Source organism: Xanthomonas sp. NCPPB 3582 (genome assembly GCF_041475735.2).
Taxonomy (GTDB): Bacteria; Pseudomonadota; Gammaproteobacteria; order Xanthomonadales; family Xanthomonadaceae; genus Xanthomonas; species Xanthomonas codiaei.
In genome coordinates, this window is sequence record NZ_CM192968.1 from 2,468,198 (window position 1) to 2,488,955 (window position 20,758).

At 64.6% G+C, this 20,758-nt stretch carries 10 protein-coding genes and 1 tRNA gene; 5 read left to right on the forward strand and 6 right to left on the reverse strand.

What is annotated here, in order from left to right:
• Positions 1–271 precede the first annotated feature (271 nt).
• Positions 272–8,416 (forward strand): non-ribosomal peptide synthetase, encoded by an 8,145-nt coding sequence (locus ACCQ05_RS10530; protein ID WP_372394034.1) that lies wholly within the window; start codon positions 272–274, stop codon positions 8,414–8,416.
• A 53-nt stretch (positions 8,417–8,469) separates the two neighbouring features.
• On the opposite strand, the gene ACCQ05_RS10535 is transcribed toward ACCQ05_RS10530, so the two are convergent.
• Together ACCQ05_RS10535 and ACCQ05_RS10540 are read right to left on the reverse strand one after the other, a co-directional pair.
• Positions 8,470–9,297 carry a 4'-phosphopantetheinyl transferase family protein gene (locus tag ACCQ05_RS10535; protein ID WP_372393732.1) on the reverse strand — a complete coding sequence of 276 codons (828 nt, stop codon included), beginning with the start codon at positions 9,295–9,297 and terminating at the stop codon, positions 8,470–8,472.
• Between the two features lie 90 nt (positions 9,298–9,387).
• Positions 9,388–9,471: transfer RNA gene (locus tag ACCQ05_RS10540), tRNA-Leu, on the reverse strand.
• Between the two features lie 141 nt (positions 9,472–9,612).
• On the opposite strand from ACCQ05_RS10540, the gene ACCQ05_RS10545 reads away from it, so the two are divergent.
• A complete protein-coding gene (locus ACCQ05_RS10545) occupies positions 9,613–10,905 on the forward strand; it encodes a nucleotide sugar dehydrogenase (RefSeq protein ID WP_372393734.1) in 1,293 nt (430 codons plus the stop codon).
• On the opposite strand, the gene ACCQ05_RS10550 is transcribed toward ACCQ05_RS10545, so the two are convergent.
• Entirely contained in the window at positions 10,889–12,151 is a 1,263-nt protein-coding gene (locus tag ACCQ05_RS10550; RefSeq protein ID WP_372393736.1) for a TIGR03862 family flavoprotein, read from the reverse strand. The genes ACCQ05_RS10545 and ACCQ05_RS10550 overlap by 17 nt on opposite strands.
• Before the next feature lie 11 nt (positions 12,152–12,162).
• On the reverse strand, positions 12,163–12,594 hold the full coding sequence (locus ACCQ05_RS10555) for an FKBP-type peptidyl-prolyl cis-trans isomerase (RefSeq protein ID WP_372393738.1): 432 nt from the start codon (positions 12,592–12,594) through the stop codon (positions 12,163–12,165).
• 59 nt (positions 12,595–12,653) lie between these two features.
• On the opposite strand from ACCQ05_RS10555, the gene ACCQ05_RS10560 reads away from it, so the two are divergent.
• From ACCQ05_RS10560 to ACCQ05_RS10570, 3 genes are all read left to right on the forward strand, one after another.
• On the forward strand, positions 12,654–13,019 hold the full coding sequence (locus ACCQ05_RS10560; protein ID WP_372393740.1) for a DUF6164 family protein: 366 nt from the start codon (positions 12,654–12,656) through the stop codon (positions 13,017–13,019).
• A 142-nt stretch (positions 13,020–13,161) separates the two neighbouring features.
• On the forward strand, positions 13,162–13,923 hold the full coding sequence (locus ACCQ05_RS10565; RefSeq protein ID WP_228964369.1) for a sulfurtransferase: 762 nt from the start codon (positions 13,162–13,164) through the stop codon (positions 13,921–13,923).
• 208 nt (positions 13,924–14,131) lie between these two features.
• The gene (locus ACCQ05_RS10570; RefSeq protein WP_064509526.1) at positions 14,132–14,779 is read left to right on the forward strand and encodes a response regulator; all 648 of its coding nucleotides are present in this window, start codon (positions 14,132–14,134) and stop codon (positions 14,777–14,779) included.
• Between the two features lie 115 nt (positions 14,780–14,894).
• Here ACCQ05_RS10570 and ACCQ05_RS10575 read toward each other — a convergent pair whose 3' ends face one another.
• Together ACCQ05_RS10575 and ACCQ05_RS10580 are read right to left on the reverse strand one after the other, a co-directional pair.
• Positions 14,895–16,256 carry a DUF1963 domain-containing protein gene (locus ACCQ05_RS10575; RefSeq protein ID WP_372393742.1) on the reverse strand — a complete coding sequence of 454 codons (1,362 nt, stop codon included), beginning with the start codon at positions 16,254–16,256 and terminating at the stop codon, positions 14,895–14,897.
• Positions 16,257–16,860: 604 nt separating this feature from the next.
• Complete coding sequence (locus tag ACCQ05_RS10580) at positions 16,861–20,547, reverse strand: Rne/Rng family ribonuclease (protein ID WP_372394036.1); 3,687 nt, start codon at positions 20,545–20,547, stop codon at positions 16,861–16,863.
• Positions 20,548–20,758: the final 211 nt, after the last annotated feature.

A 20,758-nucleotide genomic window follows, 5' to 3' on the forward strand; every position in this document is an offset into this window, starting at 1 on the left:
TCAGCCGGGCACAACGCAAACATAATCACTCGAAAGTCGTTGTGATCCAGCCAGCTAACAAATAAGTAAAAAATCCAAAGCAGGATCCTTGCCCGTTCGGCTGCGCTGCAAGGTCCTGTCGCTGTGCACGCTTTTACCACGCAGCCAGATCGGTAGCGTTAGTTCGGCTGCAACCTGCTTCTGCTCCATATCACTGATTGAACCGGCGACCGTGCAAGGGTTTATCGCGCACGGGCTGCTCTGCGACCATGCCTTGAGACAGGAAAATTTTATGCAAACGAATGAGCAATCCGGGTTCCCGCTCAGCAGTCCGCAGCGAGAGATTTGGCTGGAGCAGGTGATGCTCGGCCATTCAATTTCTTCGATCATCGGTGGCTATCTTGATATCGATCACGATATCGACATCGGTCTTTTTCGCCGGGCCGCGCAATCGACGGTCGATCAATGCGAAGTGTTGCGCACTTGCATTTTGTCGGACGTGGATAGCGATGGGATTCCTCTACAGACGTTCTCCAGTCAGATGGAAATGCCTGTTTCGGTCGCGGATGCCTCGCTTTGGCCAAACCCTGAGCACTGGCGAGACGCATGGGTTCAGGAGCAGATGGAGACGCCGTTTGAGTTCGATGGAACTCCGCTGTGGCGGCTCGCGCTATGTCGCGTCGCGACCGGACGATGGCGGCTTGTCGTAACAGCTCACCACATCCTTCTGGATGGTTGGTCAATGTACCTGACGATCCAGACCTTGAGCCGGGTCTACAACGATCTACGGGCTGGCCGCATCTCGCGGGTCGAGGTCAGGTCGTATCTGGATTTCATCGATCAGGATTTGAGCTATCAGCAGTCGGTGCGCTACGAAAAGGATCGTGAGTACTGGCTGGAAAAGTACGCCACGCTTCCGGAGCCGATGTTCTCGCCCCGGCCTCAGCTGGCCAATGCAGTCGACGCTGATCGCAGCGTCAATTTCATGCGTGAGTTCCCGGCCGGGCTTCTGAATCGGATGACGGCCTTTGCCGAGACATACGGCGTCTCTGCCTTTCAAGTCAGTCTGGCTGCGTTGTACATCTATTTTTCGCGGACAGTGCAGCGCGACGATGTCGCGGTAGGGGTGCCGATCCTCAATCGATCCGGCCACCAGTTCAAGGGGTGTATCGGCATGTTTGCGCAGGTCACGCCAGTGCGGATGCGCTACAGCCCGGAATCGACGTTTCTCGAAATAGTGTCCGCCCTGGCCAAGGAGCTACGCACGGACTATCGTCACCAGAGCTTTCCGGTCAGCGAGATTGGACGTGCGTGTGGAATGTTGAAGAGTGGCGCCACCCGCCTGTTCGATGTGGTGTTCTCTTTCGAACAAGCCGAGCATGAGTACCGCTTCGGCAACGCGCATTCGAGCTTGATCAAATGCTCCAACAATCAGGAATACAACCCGCTGTTGATGTACGTGAGAAGCAACGCGAACGATGAGGTCGCCTGGCTCCACGCAATTTACAACAAGGCATATTTCGAGTCGGACGAGATCACGCTGCTGACCGAGCGCTTGATCCAGTTGATGGAGCAGGCAGTCGCCCATCCGGAGCGGCGTCTGCAGGACTTCGAAGTGCCGCTCCCGGATGAGCTGGCAACGATAGAGCGATGGAGCCACGGTGAGCAGACCGCCGTGCCCGATAGCACGCTACAGGCGTTGTTCCAGGCACAGGCCGCTCGCACTCCGGACGCAGTTGCGGTGATCTGCGCAAACCGGCAGCTGACCTACGCCCAACTCAACGCGCAGGCCAATCAGCTCGCGCGCTATTTGATCGAGATGGGGCTCCAGCCCGACGAGCGGGTGGCAATCTGCATGGAGCGCAGTGTGGACCTTGTCGTGGCCCTGCTTGCGATATTGAAAGCCGGAGGCGCGTACGTGCCACTCGATCCGCGATACCCAGCAGAGCGCCTGGCGTACATGCTGCTCGATAGCTCGCCTCGTGCGGTGTTGCTGCACGGCGCAACGTCCGCACTCTTTGCCGATGCCGATCTCCCGCGGGTCGATCTGGATGTTCCTATCTGGCGATCGGCATCATCCCTTGACCCGGCGGTTGACGGCCTGAATACATCGCATCTGGCCTATGTGATTTATACGTCCGGTTCGAGCGGTCGATCCAAGGGTGTGATGGTGCCGCACGCAGCGCTGGTGAGCTACCTGCACTGGGCCCTGGAATACTACAAGCCGCACCAAGGTGCATTGGTGTCGTCTTCGTTATCCTTCGACGCCACGGTGACCAGCCTGTATCTGCCGCTCCTGTGTGGTGGCACCACCGAACTGCTGCCGGAATACGACGAGATCGATGGCTTGCTGCAACGTCTGAGCTCGGACACACCGCTGGGCCTTGTCAAGATCACGCCGTCTCATCTGGACGTACTGACGCAACAGCTCGCCGCAAGCGGCGCAAGGCCTGCAGCAGCACTATTCGTCGTCGGTGGCGAAGCGCTGTCGACCGCGACCGTCAGGCATCTGCGCGCGCTTGCGCCTGACGTCCGGCTGGTCAATGAGTACGGCCCCACCGAGACGGTGGTGGGGTGTATCGTCTATAAGGTTCCCATTGGATGGGAGAACACGACCCTATCCAGCGTGCCGATCGGGCGGCCGATCGCAAACATGCATGCCTATGTTCTGGATATGCATGGACGGCGGGTGCCGATCGGCGTGGCAGGCGAGCTTTACATCGCCGGTGCCCAGGTCACACGCGGTTATCTCGATCGTGCTGCACTGACCGAGCAACGCTTTGTCGTCGATCCTTTCGACGGCAGTCCTGGCTCACGGATGTACCGCACCGGAGACCTTGCCCGGTGGTTGCCGGACGGCCGGCTGGACTACCTGGGTCGCAACGACGACCAGATCAAGATTCGCGGCGTCCGCATCGAGCCCGCCGAGATTGCCTCCAGATTGCTGGAGCATCCGCATATCCATGAGACGGCCGTGGTCGCCCGTGCCGACGCAAACCGGCAGAACGCGTTGGTGGCGTATTACGTACCGGTCGAAGGGTGCGAGGTTGGGTCGGAACAACTACGGTCTTACCTGCAGCTGCAGCTGCCAGGCTACATGGTGCCAGCGTTGTATGTTCAGATGGATGCGTTGCCGCTCACTCCCAACGGAAAGCTGGATCAAAAAGCCTTGCCTGAACCGCAGGCACCGTCCCAGGTACAAGACCGGTACGCGGCACCCGAGGGGCAGATGGAGGAGGTATTGGCCGAGGCGTGGAGGGAGGTCCTCAAGGTCGATCGAGTGGGACGCCACGATCACTTCTTTGAGCTGGGCGGTCATTCGTTACTGGTTGTCGCATTGCTGGAGCGGATGCGTCGGCGCGGACTGAGTGCCGAGGTCAAAGCGCTGCTGAGCCAACCGACCCTGATGGCGATGGCAGCAGCGATTGGCGTCAACAACGACATCGCCGTGCCGGAAAACCGGATCCCGGCAGAGTGCGATCGCATCGTGCCCGAACTGTTGTCGTTGCTTGAGCTAAGCCAGGAGTCTATCGATCGTATCGTCCGAACAGTGCCAGGCGGTGCGCGCAATGTGCAGGACATCTATCCGTTGGCGCCATTGCAGGAGGGCATCGTCTATCACCATCTGTCCGCAAGCCAGGGCGATCCGTATCTGCAATATGCCAGTTTCACGTTTGCCGATCGGGCGCGTCTTGAAGCATTTGCAGATGCCTTGCAGCAGGTGGTGGCACGGCACGATATCTTGCGCACCGCTATCGTCTGGGAATGTCTCGATGCGCCAGTGCAGGTGGTCTGGCGAAACGCAACGGTTCCGTTGTTGGAAATGGAACTGGATGCAACGCACGGCGATGTATTGCAACAGCTGAAGGAGCGGATGAGTCCGGATAAATACCCTCTCGATTTGGGTAAGGCGCCGCTCTTGCGTATCGGGTACGCCTATGACGGTGTCGGTGGGTGCTGGGTTGGCGTGCTGGTGTTCCACCATCTGATTGGTGATGCCGCGTCGCTGGGAGGCTTGCTGCAGGAACTGGGCTGCCGGATGCAGGGAGACGATCTTGGATTGCCGCCTCTTTTTCCATATCGTGAATACACGATGCAGGCGCGCTCGAGTCAGCAGTCTCAGGAGCACAGCAGCTTTTTCACCGAGATGTTGGGCGACATCAGCGAACCGACGTTGCTGCTGGGGATCGAGCAGCTCGAGCCCGGTCACTCCACCACGCGTATGGTAGTCCAGTCATTGAGTGCGGAGCTGGATCGACGACTGCGCATGCAGGCAAGGCAACTAGGCGTAAGCGCCGCCAGCCTTTATCACGTTGCCTGGGCGCAGGTGCTTGCAGCGATGTCCGCACAGCAGCAGGTGGTTTTTGGCACAGTGCTGCTCGGCAGAACCCGGGGCCGCGATATGGAGCGGGCGCTTGGCATGTTCATCAACACGCTGCCGATACGGGTCGATGTGGGGAGTGCGAGCGTACATGCGGCTGTCAAGCAAACCAATACATGGCTGACAGGCCTGCTGTCGCATGAGCATGCATCGCTGGCAGTGGCCCAACGTTGCAGCGGCGTTGCGGCGCCGCGCCCCTTGTTCAATGCGTTGTTGAACTACCGCAGGACGCGTAGGGAGCAGCTTGATGGCACGGTACGCAATGCCTGGCCGGGGATCGACATCCTGGGCGGGCAGGAGCGGAGTACGTATCCCTTGAGCCTGTCGGTGGACGACATGGGCGATGGGTCGCAGTTGACCCTGCTGGCTGCTGAGGCCTTTGATGCACAGCGGCTGTGCACTTACATGCAGAACGCGCTGTCACACCTGGTCGACGCCCTGGACCACGCCCCGGACCTTGCGCTGCATGAACTCTGCGTGCTTCCAGACGCCGAGCGCGCGTGCATCCTGCAGACCTTCAATGCCACTGCGCGGGACTATCCAAGAGCGCAGACCATCCACGCGCTGTTCGAGCAGCAGGCCGCGCAGTGTCCCGATGCACTCGCCGTCATCGACGGGACGCGGGAATACAGCTACGCAACGCTCAACCGGTGCGCGAACCGGCTTGCGCATCATTTGATGGATCACGGCGTTGGGCCGGGCGACCATGTGGCGATCTGCCTGAACCGCTCCTTCGATCTTGTCATGGCGCAGTTGGCGATCAATAAGTGCGCCGCTGCCTATCTGCCGCTGGATAGGCAGGCGCCGCAGCAGCGTCTGCAGCAGATGCTCCAGGATAGCGGCGCACGATGGGTGATCAGCTGCAGTACGCAGACGCTACCAGACGGGGTCGGCCGACTGGACCTGGATGCGCTCGACCTCAGCGGGGTAGCAGAGCACGATCCGCAGCTTGCGCAATCCAGCACCGACGTCGCCTACCTGATGTACACCTCCGGCTCCACCGGGCAACCCAAAGGGGTGCTGGTACCACATCGGGCCATCAGCCGCCTGGTCTGCAACAACGGCTATGCGGAATTTCTCGCCTCCGACCGTGTGGCGTTCGCCGCCAATCCCGCATTCGACGCCAGCACCCTGGAGGTGTGGGCGCCCCTGCTCAACGGCGCATGCGTGCTGGTGATCGACCAGGACGTGCTGCTCTCACCGCAACGGTTCGCGCAGGTGTTGCAGGCACAAAGAGCTACGGTGCTCTGGCTGACGGCAGGGTTGTTCCATCAGTACGCGCCAACCTTGATGCCGGCATTCGCCCAGCTGCGCTACCTGATCGTCGGTGGCGATGTCCTCGATCCAGCGGTCGTGTCCCGTGTCCTGGACGAGGGCGCGCCGCAGGCCTTGCTCAACGGCTATGGTCCGACCGAAACGACCACCTTCGCCACGACGCACCGGATCACCGAGCGCTCTGCGTCCGCCATTCCGATCGGGCGCCCGATCGGCAACACGCGAGTCTATGTGCTCGATGCCCAGCGCAGGCTGGTGCCGCTCGGCGTGGTGGGCGAGCTTTACATCGGCGGGGATGGCGTGGCGCTGGGCTATCTGAATCAGCCTGAGCTGACCGCCGAGCGCTTCGTGCCCGACCCTTTCAGTGCCGATGCCACTGCGCGGATGTATCGCACCGGCGATCTGGTCAGTTGGAGTATGGACGGCACCCTCAACTACCTGGGGCGCAACGATGGGCAGGTCAAGATCCGCGGACTGCGGGTCGAACTCGGCGAGATCGAAGCGGCACTGCGCACGCACCCGTCCATCGCTGCGGCGACGGTGGTGCAGAGGAAGGAAGACGATGGGTCCAGCAGGCTGGTGGCGTATTACAGCACCCCCCCAGGATCATTGGTGCCGGGCGCAGAGGTCTTGCGAAGCCATCTGCAGGCCGGACTGCCGGACTACATGCTGCCTGCGGCGTATGTCCACCTGGACCAGCTGCCGCTCACGCCCAATGGAAAGCTCGATCACAAGGCGCTGCCGATACCACCGTCCGAAGCATTCGTCAGTCATGGCCAAGAGCAACCGCAAGGCGCGATCGAGCAGCGCCTGGCAGCACTATGGACCCAGTTGCTGCAAGTAGAGCGGGTTGGGCGATACGACGACTTCTTCGAGCTTGGCGGGCATTCGTTATTGATCGTCCGCCTCAACGGCTTGCTGGAGCAGGCGCAGTTGACGATCCCGCTCGGCGAACTGGTGCAGCATTCGACGCTAGCGGCCATGGCGCTCGCCATCCAACGCCACCAGCGTGATCGGCCCGAGCTGCACGATCCGTCGAGATCTGCGGTAGTCAGTGTACGGACCACCGGTTCGCAGCGTCCGCTGTTTCTGGTGCACGATTTCACCGGGATGGATCTCTACTTCTCGGCGCTGGGTCAACATATCTCAGCCGATGTGCCGATCTACGGACTCTCTGCGATTCCACTGGGCGAACCACAGCCAGCCAGCATGGAGGAGCTGGCAACGCGTTTGCTTGCAAGCCTGCGTGCAATGCAGCCGCAAGGGCCATACCGCATTGCCGGTTGGTCCTTCGGTGGGTTGCTTGCGTATGAGATGGCTTGCCAACTCCTGGCGTGCAACGAGCAGGTGGATTTTGTCGGTCTGATCGATACCTATCACCCAGCACGAATCGATCTAGGCCCTGCCTTCCATGTGCCGGAACTCACTCAGCGTTATCTGTTGTTGCAACATTGTCTTGATGCAGTGTCCGAGCACGACGATCCTCAATCCTCAAGGCGTTGCCTTACTGCGCTGATCGAACAGGTGCAGCACTGGGAGCCGAAGGCGCTGCTTGCGATTTGCCGTGTGCGTGGTTGGCTGCCCAGGCATTGGGCAGGCCATGGCGACAGCGCGCTGCTGAATTATCTGGCGCGTGAGGCCGGGCATGGCCATGCGCAACGCCACTATGCGCCGATGCCGATCACGATGCCGGTGCATTTGTTCACAGCGATGCAGGCTTTGCCAGCGCGAGGCTCCAGTGACGCTGCACTTGGCTGGAAAGGCCTGCTGCCGGCGCCGATGTTGAAGCAGGTGATGGTGCCGGGCGATCACCACACGATGCTCGAACACCCCCATGTCGTAGTGCTCGGGGCTGCTCTCAATGACGCGGTTGGCAAGGCACGCACGCCATCGAGACAGCGACGCGACGTCCATCATCCGTTGAGTTGCATCCAGAAAGGGCTGGCCAGGCAGGTTCCGATCGTCTGCGTGCCGGGTGCTGGCGACAATGTCGCCGGGTTCGTCGGTCTATCGTCTGCGCTCGGCCAGTCGTGGCCGATCTATGGGCTGCAGCCGCGCGGCTTGGAGGGGGGGCAGCTTCCCTATGGCAGCGTCGAGGTCGCGGCACAGGCGTTTGTGCGTGCCATGGTGGAGGCCCTGCCGGATCGACGCGTGCACCTGATCGGGCATTCTTTCGGCGGCTGGATCGCCTACGAAATGGCGTGCCTCCTCACTGCGCAGGGCTTCGTCGTCGCCTCCGTGACATTGATCGATTGTGAGGTGCCTGGCCACCCTGGCGCTGCGGCGAGAGGCTATACGGCCAGCGCGGTGCTCGAACGCCTGATCATGTCGTTGCAATCGGCAAGCGGCGTCAACTTCGGTATTGCGCTGGAAAGATTTCGGTATTTGGACCAGTCGGCGCAACTGCAGGAGGTGCATGCGGGAATGGTTCGCGCCGGTATGTTGCCGAAGCGGTCGGTGCCCGATGCGATACGTGGCATGGTGCAGGTGTTCGGTACGGCGTTGCGCACCGCCTATGTGCCGACCGCGCGCTTCGACGGACCGTTGCGGTTGGTCCTGGCAGGCGATCCGACGCTGGATGCCGAGCACAACCGCCTTGAACATCAGGCAAAGATCGCCGGCTGGAGCGCGCTTGCCCCGCAGCTGCGCATCTGGGATGGCCCCGGCGATCACTTCACCACACTGCGTCCCCCGCATGTGCAGCCGCTTGCGAAGTGGTGGCTGCACACCAACGAGACCGAGTCGCGGGAAGGGGCAAACAACGCGCTGACACTGCCATGATCAAGCCCTTCGCCAGCTGCGAAACCGCAGCTGGCGTCTCGCGGGCGCGTCGCTCACCAGAGCCGATAGGTCATGACCGTCTGCCCATCCACCAGGCCCACCCCGACATCGCACAGCTTTCCCGATGGCAGCTCAGCACAGAGGTGCTCGTGAACGCATAAGCGAACCCATCCATCACCCAGGTTCACTGCGACCACCTGGGCACTCGAAAAGTCGAAATAGCGTCCGACTGCGGCAAAACTGGCCTTGAAGAAGGCTTCCTTGGCGGAGAAGGCGATCGTCAGCAGAACATCCAGCGGGTCGCCGGTCGATGCGCAGATCGATTGAAGAAGCGACAGTTCCGCGCGGTTGACCACGGTAGTCAACAAAGCCTCGTGCGCGCCTGCGTCGATCACGTGCTCAAGGTCGATGCCGACTCCGCGCCACCGTCCCCGCGCCGCCACCGCCGCCGCCGCAAGGTGGGCGGTGTGCGAAATGCTGCCGACCGCCGTCGCCGGCCACACAGGCTCGCGTGAGTGTCCGCTGGCAATCTGAAGCGAGCTGTCGACAGGGATCAGCGATTGCTGACGCAGGGCCAGCCGCGCAGCCAGCCGGCCGAACACGTACTCCGCCTGTCGTTTGCGAACGCTGCGGGCAATGTGGTCGGGACAGGCGATGTCGCAGATCGCAAACGCATCGGGCGAAAACTGCTCAAGCTCGAAGGCGACCAGTTGTGCGATCAATGGGCCGGCACCCGGGCAGGGCAGGGAGTACTGCCAGCGTCCACCGATGGCGGGTATTCCGTCGATCAACGGGTCGACGGGTGCCGGGGTCCGAGGCAAGAGCGTGGCAAAGACCGGCAGGGCGCTTCCGTCGGGTTGCCTCCCGCACACCATCGACATCGCAGTCCTCCGGCGGTTTGTCTGATCGGGCACTGCACGGTCCACCAGGCGGGATGCGAGCCGCGCCGGTTGGCGGCCGATCCAAAAACGTGCCCGGGGCGGGGGTCGAACCCGCATAGCCTCACAGCTGAGGGATTTTAAGTCCCTTGCGTCTACCAATTTCGCCACCCGGGCATGGCGATAGCGTGCCTGATTGCGCGGCGATTGTGAATCTCTGGACGAGAGCGGGCGCATCTCCGGTCTTGGTACGGCGTGCGCTATGCTGCCGCCGCACAGGCGCGCGATATCCGAACGCGCACGATCCCAAGGAGCTGCATGTCCGGCCAGACGCTTTCCCATCCACTGCAGGCGCGTATCGCCGTCATCGGGCTCGGCTACGTTGGCCTGCCGCTGGCCGTTGCATTCGGCGAGCAACGCGACACGTTGGGGTTCGATATCGACGCGCAGCGCGTCGGGCAATTGCGCGATGGTTACGACGCCACCCTGGAACTGGACGATGCAGAGCTGGCTGCGGCAACGCAGTTGCGCTACACCGCCACCGCCGCGGACCTGGCGAGCTGCAGCGTGTTCATCGTGACGGTGCCCACGCCGATCGACAGCTTCGAGCAACCGGACCTGGAACCGCTGCGCAGCGCCACCACCCTGATCGCCGCCGCGCTCAAGCCCGGCGATCTGGTGATCTACGAATCGACCGTCTATCCGGGCACCACCGAAGAGGTCTGCGTACCGCTGCTGGAAGCGGCATCCGGCCTGCGGTTCAACACCGATTTTTTCTGTGGCTACAGTCCGGAACGGGTCAATCCGGGCGACCGGCAACGCCGGCTACGCGATATCCGCAAGATCACCTCCGGCTCGACGCCGCAGGCCGCCGATGCGGTCGATGCGCTGTACACCAGCATCATTGCCGCCGGCACCTGGCGCGCTCCATCGATGCGCGTGGCAGAGGCGGCCAAGGTGGTGGAAAACATCCAGCGCGACGTCAATATCGCGCTGGTCAACGAGCTGGCGTTGATCTTCGACAAGCTCGGCATCGACACGCTCGATGTGCTGGAAGCGGCAGGCACCAAGTGGAATTTCCTGCCATTCCGCCCGGGGCTGGTCGGCGGGCATTGCATCGGGGTGGACCCGTACTACCTGATGCACAAGTCGGAAAGCGTGGGCTATCACCCCGAGCTGATCCACACCGCGCGCCAGGTCAACAACCGTGTGGGCCGCCACGTGGCCGAGCGGGTCTGCGGCATGCTGGCGATGCGCGGCGTAGCGCTCGCACAGGCGAGGGTGCTGGTATTGGGGGCCACCTTCAAGGAAAACTGCCCGGATCTGCGCAACAGCCGTGCGCTGGAGCTGGTGCAATTGCTGCAGGCGGCCGGCGTGCGGGTCGACACCTGCGATCCCTGGGCCGACCCCGCAGAAGCGCTGCAGCATGCCGGCGTGCAGTTGTGCGAAGGCCCGGAGGAGGGCGCCTACGACGCCGTCGTGCTGGCGGTGGCGCATGCGCAGTATCGCGACTACGACGCCCAGCGCATTGCTGCACTGGGCAAGCCGGGTGCGGTGGTCTACGACGTCAAATCGGTATGGCCGCGGGCGGCCGTCAGCGATCGGCTGTAGCGCGACCGCGTTTCCGCTTCAGCCAGTCGATCGCCCCGAACGCCGCGCGACGCCCGCTGGCGAAGCAGGCAGTCAGCAGATAGCCGCCGGTCGGTGCTTCCCAGTCCAGCATTTCGCCGGCGCAGAACACGCCGGGGCGCGCCAGCGCCATCAACTGCGTGTCCAGCGCTTCCAGTTGCACGCCCCCGGCCGAGCTGATCGCCTCTGCGAGCGGGCGCGGCCGCAACAGGCGCAGCGGCAATTGTTTGAGCGTGCGTGCCACCAACGCCGAATCGTCGCCGGCCTGCTTGCCCAGCAGTTCGTAGACCAGCGCGGCCTTGACGCCTTCGATACCCACCTGACGACGCAGATGCTCGCTGAAACTGCGCCCCTTGCGTGGCCTGGCCAGCTCGGTGCCGACGCGCTCCAGCGAACGGTCGGGTAGCAGATCCAGCGCCAGTTCCGCCACGCCATGCGCATCGATCTGAGTACGCAGCTCCGCCGCGATGGCATAGATCAGGCTGCCCTCGATCCCGGTTTCCGTGATCACGCATTCGCCTTGCAGCGTGTGCTGCACGCCGGCGCTGTCGCGCCAATGCGCAACCACCGGTTTGAGCGGAGCGCCCGCATGCCGTTGCGCGAAATGCGCACTCCAGTCGAGATCGAAGCCGCAATTGGCCGGCACCAATGGGCGCACGGCGATACCGTGCTGCTGCAGCGGCGCCTGCCAGGCGCCATCGGAACCGAGCTGCGGCCAACTGCCGCCACCCAGCGCCAGCACCGTTGCATCCGCCTGGCCGTGGATAGTGCCGGCGGGCGTGGAGAATCGCAGCGCACCGTCATCGCTCCATCCCAGCCAGCGATGCTGCACGTGGAAGGCGACGCCCTGCTCCTTGAGCCTGCGCACCCAACCGCGCAGCAGGGGCGCGGCCTTGCGATCGATCGGAAACACCCGCCCGGAGCTACCGACATAGGTCTCCACGCCCAGCCCGCGCGCCCAGGCGCGCAATGCGTCGGCATCGAACTCCTGCAGCCATGCGGCCACCGCTGGCGCACGCTCGCGGTAGCGCTGGGCGAATAGCGGCATCGGATCGGAATGGGTGAGATTGAGGCCACCCTTGCCGGCGATCAGGAATTTACGTCCCACCGACCCTTTCGCCTCGTACAGGTCCACGGCCATGCCGGCAGCGCAGGCCACTTCCGCGGCCATCAGCCCTGCCGGCCCGCCGCCAATGACCGCCAGCCGCGGCCTGATCGCATCCATCATCAGCTTCGGGCTCAGCGCGGCTGCACGCCGAGCAGTTCCACATCGAACACCAGCGAAGCGCCCGGCGGTATGACGCCGCCCGCGCCGTTGTCGCCGTAGCCGTAGTCCGGCGGGATCATCAAGGTGCGCTTGCCGCCCACGCGCATACCGGCCACGCCATCGTCCCAGCCGCGGATCACCTGGCGGCCGCCCAGCACGAACTGGAACGGCTCGGCGCGATCCAGCGAGCTGTCGAACTTCTTGCCGTGCTTGTCGGCGGCTTTTTCGTCGTACAGCCAGCCGGTGTAATGCACCGTCACCAGCGAACCGGGCGTGGCCTGCGCGCCGGTGCCCATCGTGCGCTCGATCCGCTCGAAGCTGGCGATGGTGCCACCGGAGGGCGGCAAGGCGGGCGCACAGCTGGCAAGCAGCAGGGCGGCACAGAGCGTGAGCACAAGGCGCATGGGCATGTCCATGAAGGAAGACGGTCATTATCGCACCTGGCTCCCGTTATCATCGCCCCATGGCCAAGCTGCTGCTCAACCTGCGCAATGTTCCCGATGACGAAGCCGAGGAAGTGCGGGCGCTGCTGCGTGAGCATCTCGTGCAGGTCTACGAAACCCGTCCCAGCAACTGGGGCATTTCCGCAGGCGGCATCTGGCTCAGCGACGACGCCGACTATCCGCGGGCCAAGGCGGTGCTGGATGCCTACCAGGCCCAGCGCGGCGCGATCGCACGCGCACAGCGCCAGGAGGCCATCGCTGCAGGTACTGCGGAAACCTTCGGTGCGTTGCTGCGCAAGCGCCCGCTGTTCGTGATCGCCACGTTGCTGGGCATGCTGATCGTCGCATCCCTGGTGTTGCTGCCGTTCCTGTTGCTGCGCGGCTGACCGCCGCCGGGCGCCATCGGTGCAGGGGCGTATCGCATCCGAGCGCGCAATGGCGTGAAGCGGCAGGCGCATCCAGGTCTGCTCGGCGCACCAGATCCGGCGAGCGCTCGCTACCCGGCGGCAGGCGTCTTAAAATGACCGGATGATCACCAATACCGCGGCCTATCAATTCGTTCCCATCCACGGCCCGCAGCACCTGGCCGACAGCGTGCTGGCGCAGGCGCAGCAGCAGGAACTGAAGGGTTCGGTGCTGGTGGCGGAGGAGGGCATCAACCTGTTTCTGGCCGGAGAAGCGGACCAGATCCAGGCATTCTATCAATGGCTGCAGGCCGACCCGCGCTTTGCGCAGATGCGCATCAAGTACAGCCAGAGCGCGCAGCAGCCGTTCGCACGGCTCAAGGTCAAGGTCAAGCAGGAGATCATCAGCTTCCGCCGCAACGACGCCTCGCCGCTGCAGGGGCGAGCGCCTGCGGTCACGCCTGCGGTGCTGCGGCAGTGGCTGCGCAACGGGCAGGACGACCAGGGACGCCCGCTGGTGCTGCTGGACACGCGCAATGCGCAGGAAGTGGCCTACGGCACGTTCCGCGGCGCGCTCACCTTGCCGATCGACAAGTTCACCGACCTGCCGGCCGCACTGGAGCCGCACCGCGCAGCATTGGCCGACGCCACGGTGGTGAGTTTCTGCACGGGTGGCATCCGCTGCGAGAAGGCCGCCGTCTGGATGCAGGCCGATGGCATGGACAACGTGCTTCAGTTGGAGGGCGGGATCCTGGGCTATTTCGAAGACGTCGGCGGCGAGGGCTATGACGGCCGCTGCTTCGTGTTCGATGAGCGTGTCGCGCTCGATCCCGAGTTACGCCCCTTGGTGGACAATGCGCGGACCACCGAGCCAGTGAAAATCTGACCGGGCGCGACTGCGTTGCCCGATATGGCCTGCATTGCAGGCGCTTGCATCATGCGAACACACCGCGCGACACAAGCAAACTCGTGTCGCTGCCCGCAGAACGAGCGTCCATCGCTCTAACTCTTGCGTAATACGTCGCATCGAGCTTGCCCTGAATTATTCACGGAGCTAGGCTGCATCAGCCAGCCGCACAGCGAGGACAACAAGGATGACCATCAGAGTTTTTCTGATCGACGATCATGCACTCGTGCGTACCGGCATGAAGATGATCCTGTCCAAGGAAGTGGACGTCGATGTGGTAGGCGAGGCAGAAAGCGGCGAAGCGGCGCTGCCGCAGATCCGCCAGCTCAAGCCCGATATCGTGTTGTGCGACCTGCATCTGCCCGGCGTGAGCGGGCTGGAAATCACCGAGCGCATCGTCAAGGGCGACTACGGCACGCGCGTCATCATCGTGTCGGTGCTGGAAGACGGCCCGCTGCCCAAGCGGCTGCTCGAAGCCGGCGCGTCCGGCTATGTGGGCAAGGGCGGCGATGCGCACGAGCTGTTGCGCGCGGTGCGCGAGGTCGCGTTGGGGCGGCGTTATCTGGGCAATACCATCGCGCAGAATCTGGCGCTGTCCAACCTGGAAGGCGGCGGCTCGCCATTCGACGCGTTGTCGCCACGCGAGCTGGAGGTTGCCTTGCTGCTGACCCAGGGGCTGCGCCAGGAAGACATCGCCAAGCGCCTGAATCTGAGCGCCAAGACCATCAATACCCACAAGGCGCGCCTGTTCGAGAAGGTCGGCATCCAGGACAACATCGCGCTGGCGCGGCTGGCCAATCAGTACGGCCTGACCGATCCTTCGAGGATTCTATAAGCCGATCCCCTGCATGCAGCGTGCTGCTCGCAGCGCGCCGCCAGCTCGGTCGAACCGTGGTGCCGGGTCTGCCGCCGCCTGCCGCCGCGGTGCGCTCGCCGTCCCGCCCGCGGCGTCAGCTGGATTCCACCAGCGCATAGATCCGCGAAAACTCGCCCTTTGCGGCGTCCTGGCGATGGGCCAGGAAGAGGTAGTCGCCATGGTCGGAAAAGCTGAAGTCCGCGCCGCCTCCCGAGGCCAGCTTGAGCAGGACGAACCAACCATCGGGGGCGGCGATGTCGGTCCAGCCCTGTCTGGCCGCATGGGCCGCCGCCAGCGCCTGAATGCTCTGCCATTCGTCGATGCCGCACACCCCGAACATCTGGTGCTGTGGACCGTCGCCGACCTTGAGCTGTTCCGCCAGCGCCAGCGCAAACCCGGCTAGATCGTCTATCGCTGCGGCTGCATCGATGTCCGGATTGCCGCTGACGGCAGGATGCAGGGGCGCGCTGAGCGATCGCTCCAATCGCAATGCCTGTGCCGATCGGCTGATCTCATATTCGGAGGCGAATGCCATCACCGCCTGACCGTCACGCCGGAATTGCAGGCGTCCGTGGGCGTCGGTGTCGACAGACAACCCGCCCACGCTGGCGCCGTTGGCAACGAAGCGCTGCCGCTCGCCGTCCCAGACGACCATGCGCGTCGCCGCTTCGGTGGTGTCGATCGCATCGTCGGGGAGGGCATGGGCCACCAGCGTGGCGTCGGGTGGCGTGAACACGACCCGCCAATCGGAATAGTCCGATCCGGTGAAAAACCCCAGCAGCCCCGCTTCGGGCAGGACTTCCGCACGCTCCGGCAGTTCGGACAGCTGGATCTGCGCCAGAAAGTTCAGGTAGAAACCGCTGGCATCGCGTGGCCAGTCTTGACCTGCGGCAAGGTCCGGGCCGCCGCCGACACGGCTGATGCCGATGCTGTTCGCATCGGCAACGCCGAGCTCGGTGAGGCTAACGGCGGGCAGTACGATCTGGCGCAGGAGCTCGCGCTTGTCATCCAGGCCAAGCATGGTAACGACAGCGTCGAAGCGCGCCTGGATATCGGCGACCGGTGCGTGCAGGCGCGTGGCATCCGCAGCACGTGCCACCGCCTTTTCGCGCGCCTGTTGCGCTTGCGCGGCGGTGTCCATTGCGTGCTTGATCTGTGACAGCGCCGCCGCCTGTTCGGCATCGCTCGCGAGTTGTTCCTTGCCGGCCGCAATGCCCTCCAGCTTCACCTGGATGGAGCCGAGCAGACGCAGGAAGTCCGCCTCGACTGCCGCCCGATCGACCTCGCTCGTCATCGCGGTGGCGTGATACCAGGTGCGGCCATCGGGCGCGACCAGCACCACGCGCAATCGATACCAATCCCTTACTTGCTTGGTGTCCCAATCTTCGAGGCGCCCCTTGAGGGTGACCATCTCGCCGTGCATTCCGGAAAATGTCACCGCCTTGCGCTCGATCACCGGGTCGTCGTCGCGCGTCAGTTTGGTCAGCCAGCGCTGTGGCGACAGCTTGCGCTCGGCGGCAGCCGTCCACACGCTGATCTGCGGCGAGAACGCGGTCTGCTGCGCGTGCCTGAGACTGATCGAGCCGCCGGACACGCGTGTGCTGTCGAAGATCGGATTGGCTTCGATGGAAAATTCCGCTGTCTCGAGACGTTGCATCATCGCTGTTCTCCGTTTGGGCTGCCCCGCGTCTGGAGGGCGAGGCGCCTGCTGGGCAGGATGATAACGGTGCGCGTCAGATGCGGATGTGCAGCCCTGGCCTGCGCGTGATCACGCACGCGACCTGCAAAGCGCCTTGCTGCGACAGCGAGCCAACGCACCAGCAAGCTCCAGCCGTTGTCGCGGCGCAACGCACGAAGGGCTCTCTCATCATCCCGCGCGAACGTGCTGTCGGCGCACTGCGCGCAAACGCAGTGACTGAAACCCGTGGCGGGGTGTCCGCCGTTGGATGCGCAGTGCACCGCCTGCAAGGCGGACATAGAAAAACAGCGGCCCGAAGGCCGCTGTTTTTGATGCCGACATGGCCCCTTGGCTCAGGCCAGCTCGATCGCTCAGGTGAGGATCAGTGATCGCCACGCGGCTTGTTGCTGTCGTCCTGCGCCGTGTCGGCGTCGGGCGACTGGGCAACCGGCTTTGCTGCCTCGGAAACGATCACCGTCGGCTTCGGCTTGTCTGCCAAGGTCTCCTGCGTTGCGGCAGGAGCTGCCGACGCTTGGCTGACCGACGATGCGGGTGCTGCAGCATCGCTGGGGCTAAGCGCATCGAGCAGTGTGGTCTGCACCGGAGCATATGGCTTGCGCACCGGTGCGGCGTCTGCCGTGGAACTGGTCGGTACGACCGCCGCGGTGGAGGTGACAGCTACCTCGGCCGGCGGTGCCTGCGGGGCAGGCGGCGCGGCGTGCGGCGCCTGGACCGTGACCACTGCCGCCTGCGCCGCTGGCGTCGCTGCCGCAGGCAGATCGGCAGCAGGCTTCGCGGTGGTGGCTTGCGCCGGCGCCGACTGCACCGCAGGCGTGGCAGCGCCTGCCGAAGCAGCGTGCTCCTGCTTGTCGGTTTGCGGTGCAGCGGCCTTGTCGGCCACGGGCGCGGCGGCATCGGCCGGTGCGGAGGGCCGGCGTTGAGAGCCAGCCTCGACCTCTGCTGCCACCGGCGTCACAGCAGCCGGTTCCGGTGCCGTGGGCGCAGTGGCCGGTACCGGTGCGGGGGCCGTAGCGCCGGTCACCGCTGGTACTGCGGTGGATGCCGGAGTGCCGGTCGCAGCTGCAGGTGCCGGAGTGGCGGCCGGTGCCGGGGCAGTGGAGACCTGCGAAGCGACCGGTGCTGGGCGCCGCTCTGCCGACTGCGTTGCAGCGGCGTCTGCATCAGCCGCCGTCGACGGCGTCGCAGCCGGGACGGGCTTGGCAGGTGCATCAGTGGCAACAGCCGGCGCCACGGGACGCTCGCGCGCAGTATCAGCTGCAGCCACCGGTGCCGCTGCCGAGGGCTGCGGGGACGGCACCGCGCTGGAAACCGGCGCGGTGGTCGAGGCCGTATCGCTGCTGCCTTGCGGCTCTGCACGCTCCTTGGGAACCGGACGCGGCCTGGCTGCTGCCTGCGTTGCAGGTTCGGACTTCGCCCGCGCAGCCGGTGCTGGTGCATCGTCGTCGAAGTCGAACTCCGGCTGGCCGGCGCGCGGCGCAGCGGAGGCCTGGGCCTGGGAACCGGCATCGTCGCCATCGCTCTCGCCGTCGAGATCGTTGTCCGCATCGCCGTCCAGATCGTCGGTTTCCAGGCCATCGACGCTGCTGCCGCCCTCGCCGTTGGCACCGGCACCACGACGACGGCGACGGCCGCCACGACGGCCGCGACGACGGCGGCTTCCGCCTTCGCCGTTGGCCGCATCGTCGCCTGAAGCATCCTGGGTCGGCGCAGTTGCAGTGGCGTCGGTACCGCGGTCGGCAGTGGACTCACTCACCACGACCTCCACCGGATGCGCCGGGGTCGCCTCGTTGGCGTTGGTGTGCGTGTTGACCGGGGCAGCTGCTTCGGCGATGGCCGATACCACGCTCGACGTCGTTGCCGTTGCGGCAGTCGCGGTGGCGGCCTGCGCTGCCACCGCAGTCTCATCCTGGCGCGGCTGACGCGGTTGACGCTCGGACGGCGCGCCATCCTGTTGGGCAGGCGCACGCGGCGGGCGCGGGGACTGGTTCTGCTGCTTGGGCTTCTGCTGCTGGGGCTGCTGCGGTTGCTGCTGCTTCGGAGCCTGCGCCTCGTTGCGCGGGGGCTTGGGCACCTGCACCTGCTGCTGTGCCAGGGCGCCGTTCTGCGCGCCCTGGCCGCTGGCCGGCTGGCGGCGCTCGTCGCGACGCTCCTTAGTGGCGCCGTTGCCATTGCCATTACCGCCATTGCCGCGGTTCTGGCCGCCGCTACGGGCATCGCGTCCGTCGCGGCGCTGACCGCCACGCTCACCGCGCTCGTTGCGATTCGTGCGACCGGCATCGTTCTGGCGCGGGCGCGGAGTCGCCTCGGGCGCAGGAGCGACCGGCTCGACACCACCGAAGATGCGCTTGAGCCAACCGACCACGCCGGTGACCGGCGTCGGAATCGGCACGGTCACCACCGGTGCCGGCGCAGCGACGGGCGCGACCGGGGCAGGGGCCTCTTCGCGCAACGGCGCCGGCTGGCTCGGCTTGATCGAGGTCACCGCCGGGGCGGCCGGGATGTTCAACTGCGCCTTGGTCAGCGCATGCACCGGCAACTTGCGCGGGGTGCCGCGCTGATAGCTCGGCTTGCTGCTATCTTCGCCCAACTCGTTCTCGCGCAGGCGCGTGACTTCGTAGTGCGGGGTATGCAGCTGCTCGTCGGCGACGATGATGATCGGCGACTCGTGGCGCTGCTCGATCTCACGCAGCGCGCTGCGCTTTTCGTTGAGCAGGTAGTTGGCGATTTCCACCGGGGCCTGGACCAGCACCTGCCCGGTGTTCTCCTTCATCGCGTGCTCTTCGGCCACGCGGATGATCGACAGCGACAGCGACTCGACGCTGCGCATGCGGCCATGGCCGTCGCAGCGCGGGCAGACGATCTGGCTGGATTCGCCCAGGCTCGGCCGCAGGCGCTGGCGGCTCATTTCCATCAGGCCGAAGCGCGAGATGCGGCCCAGCTGCACGCGCGCACGGTCGTACTTGAGCGCGTTCTGCAGCCTGTTCTCGACTTCGCGCTGGTGCTTGGACGAGGCCATGTCGATGAAGTCGATCACCACCAGGCCGCCGAGGTCGCGCAGGCGCAGCTGGCGGGCAACTTCCTCGGCCGCTTCCAGATTGGTCTGGAACGCGGTTTCCTCGATGTCGCTGCCCTTGGTGGCGCGCGAGGAGTTCACGTCGACCGCCGTGAGCGCTTCGGTCTGGTCGACCACGATCGAGCCGCCCGAGGGCAGGCGCACGTTGCGCTCGTAGGCGCCCTCGATCTGCGACTCGATCTGGAAGCGGTTGAACAGCGGGATGTCGTCGGTGTAGTGCTTGAGCTTGCGCAGGCTCTGCGGCATCACCTGCTTCATGAACTCTTGGGCGTCGGCAAACAGCTCCGGCGTATCGACCAGGATCTCGCCGACGTCGGCACGCAGGTAGTCGCGCAGGGCGCGAATGATCAGGCGCGATTCCTGGTAGATCAGGAACGCCGCCGGCTTGCTCAGCGCTGCCTCGGCGATCGCCTTCCAGGTCTGCAGCAGGTAATCCAGGTCCCACTGCAGTTCTTCGGCATCACGGCCGACACCGGCGGTGCGGATGATCACGCCCATGTCGTCGGGGATATCGAGCTTGTCCAGCGCTTCCTTCAGCGCGGCGCGGTCTTCGCCTTCGATCCGGCGCGAGACGCCACCGGCGCTGGGCGAATTGGGCATCAGCACCATGTAGCGGCCGGCCAGCGAGATGAACGTGGTCAGGGCGGCGCCCTTGTTGCCGCGCTCTTCCTTGTCGACCTGCACCACGATTTCCTGGCCCTCGCGCAGCAACTCGCGAATGGTCGACTTGTTATGGTCGACGCCGGCCTGGAAATAGTCGCGGGAGATTTCCTTCAGCGGCAGGAAGCCATGGCGCTCGGCGCCATAGTCCACGAACGCCGCTTCGAGAGAGGGCTCGAGCCGGGTGATACGGCCCTTGTAGATGTTGGACTTCTTTTGTTCCTTGGACGGCTGTTCGATGTCGATGTCGTACAGGGTCTGGCCGTCCACAATCGCCACGCGCAGCTCTTCGGCCTGCGTTGCGTTGATCAGCATTCGCTTCATTGTTGCGTTCCTCGCGCGCTCTACCGCGCGGAACGCCGTGACGTTTCGCCTCTGGAACAGGTCGCCGGCCTTTCGCGCAACGCGCGGACAGGCCTGGCTAGGGTTTCCAGCGCTGCAACACCACGGCAGGCCGCGGGAGCGCTTCTCTTCAGTTTTTTAGGTGTTTCAGGGCCGGCGCTGCGTCCGGACGATACCGGGGCCG

Bases quoted from the DNA above. Each gene is read 5' to 3' on its own strand.
- ACCQ05_RS10535 (WP_372393732.1), bottom strand. From the start codon at position 9,297: ATGTCGATGGTGTGCGGGAGGCAACCCGACGGAAGCGCCCTGCCGGTC.
- ACCQ05_RS10570 (WP_064509526.1), top strand. From the start codon at position 14,132: ATGACCATCAGAGTTTTTCTGATCGACGATCATGCACTCGTGCGTACC.
- ACCQ05_RS10560 (WP_372393740.1), top strand. From the start codon at position 12,654: ATGGCCAAGCTGCTGCTCAACCTGCGCAATGTTCCCGATGACGAAGCC.
- ACCQ05_RS10580 (WP_372394036.1), bottom strand. From the start codon at position 20,547: ATGCTGATCAACGCAACGCAGGCCGAAGAGCTGCGCGTGGCGATTGTG.
- ACCQ05_RS10555 (WP_372393738.1), bottom strand. From the start codon at position 12,594: ATGCGCCTTGTGCTCACGCTCTGTGCCGCCCTGCTGCTTGCCAGCTGT.
- ACCQ05_RS10565 (WP_228964369.1), top strand. From the start codon at position 13,162: ATGATCACCAATACCGCGGCCTATCAATTCGTTCCCATCCACGGCCCG.
- ACCQ05_RS10545 (WP_372393734.1), top strand. From the start codon at position 9,613: ATGTCCGGCCAGACGCTTTCCCATCCACTGCAGGCGCGTATCGCCGTC.
- ACCQ05_RS10530 (WP_372394034.1), top strand. From the start codon at position 272: ATGCAAACGAATGAGCAATCCGGGTTCCCGCTCAGCAGTCCGCAGCGA.
- ACCQ05_RS10550 (WP_372393736.1), bottom strand. From the start codon at position 12,151: ATGATGGATGCGATCAGGCCGCGGCTGGCGGTCATTGGCGGCGGGCCG.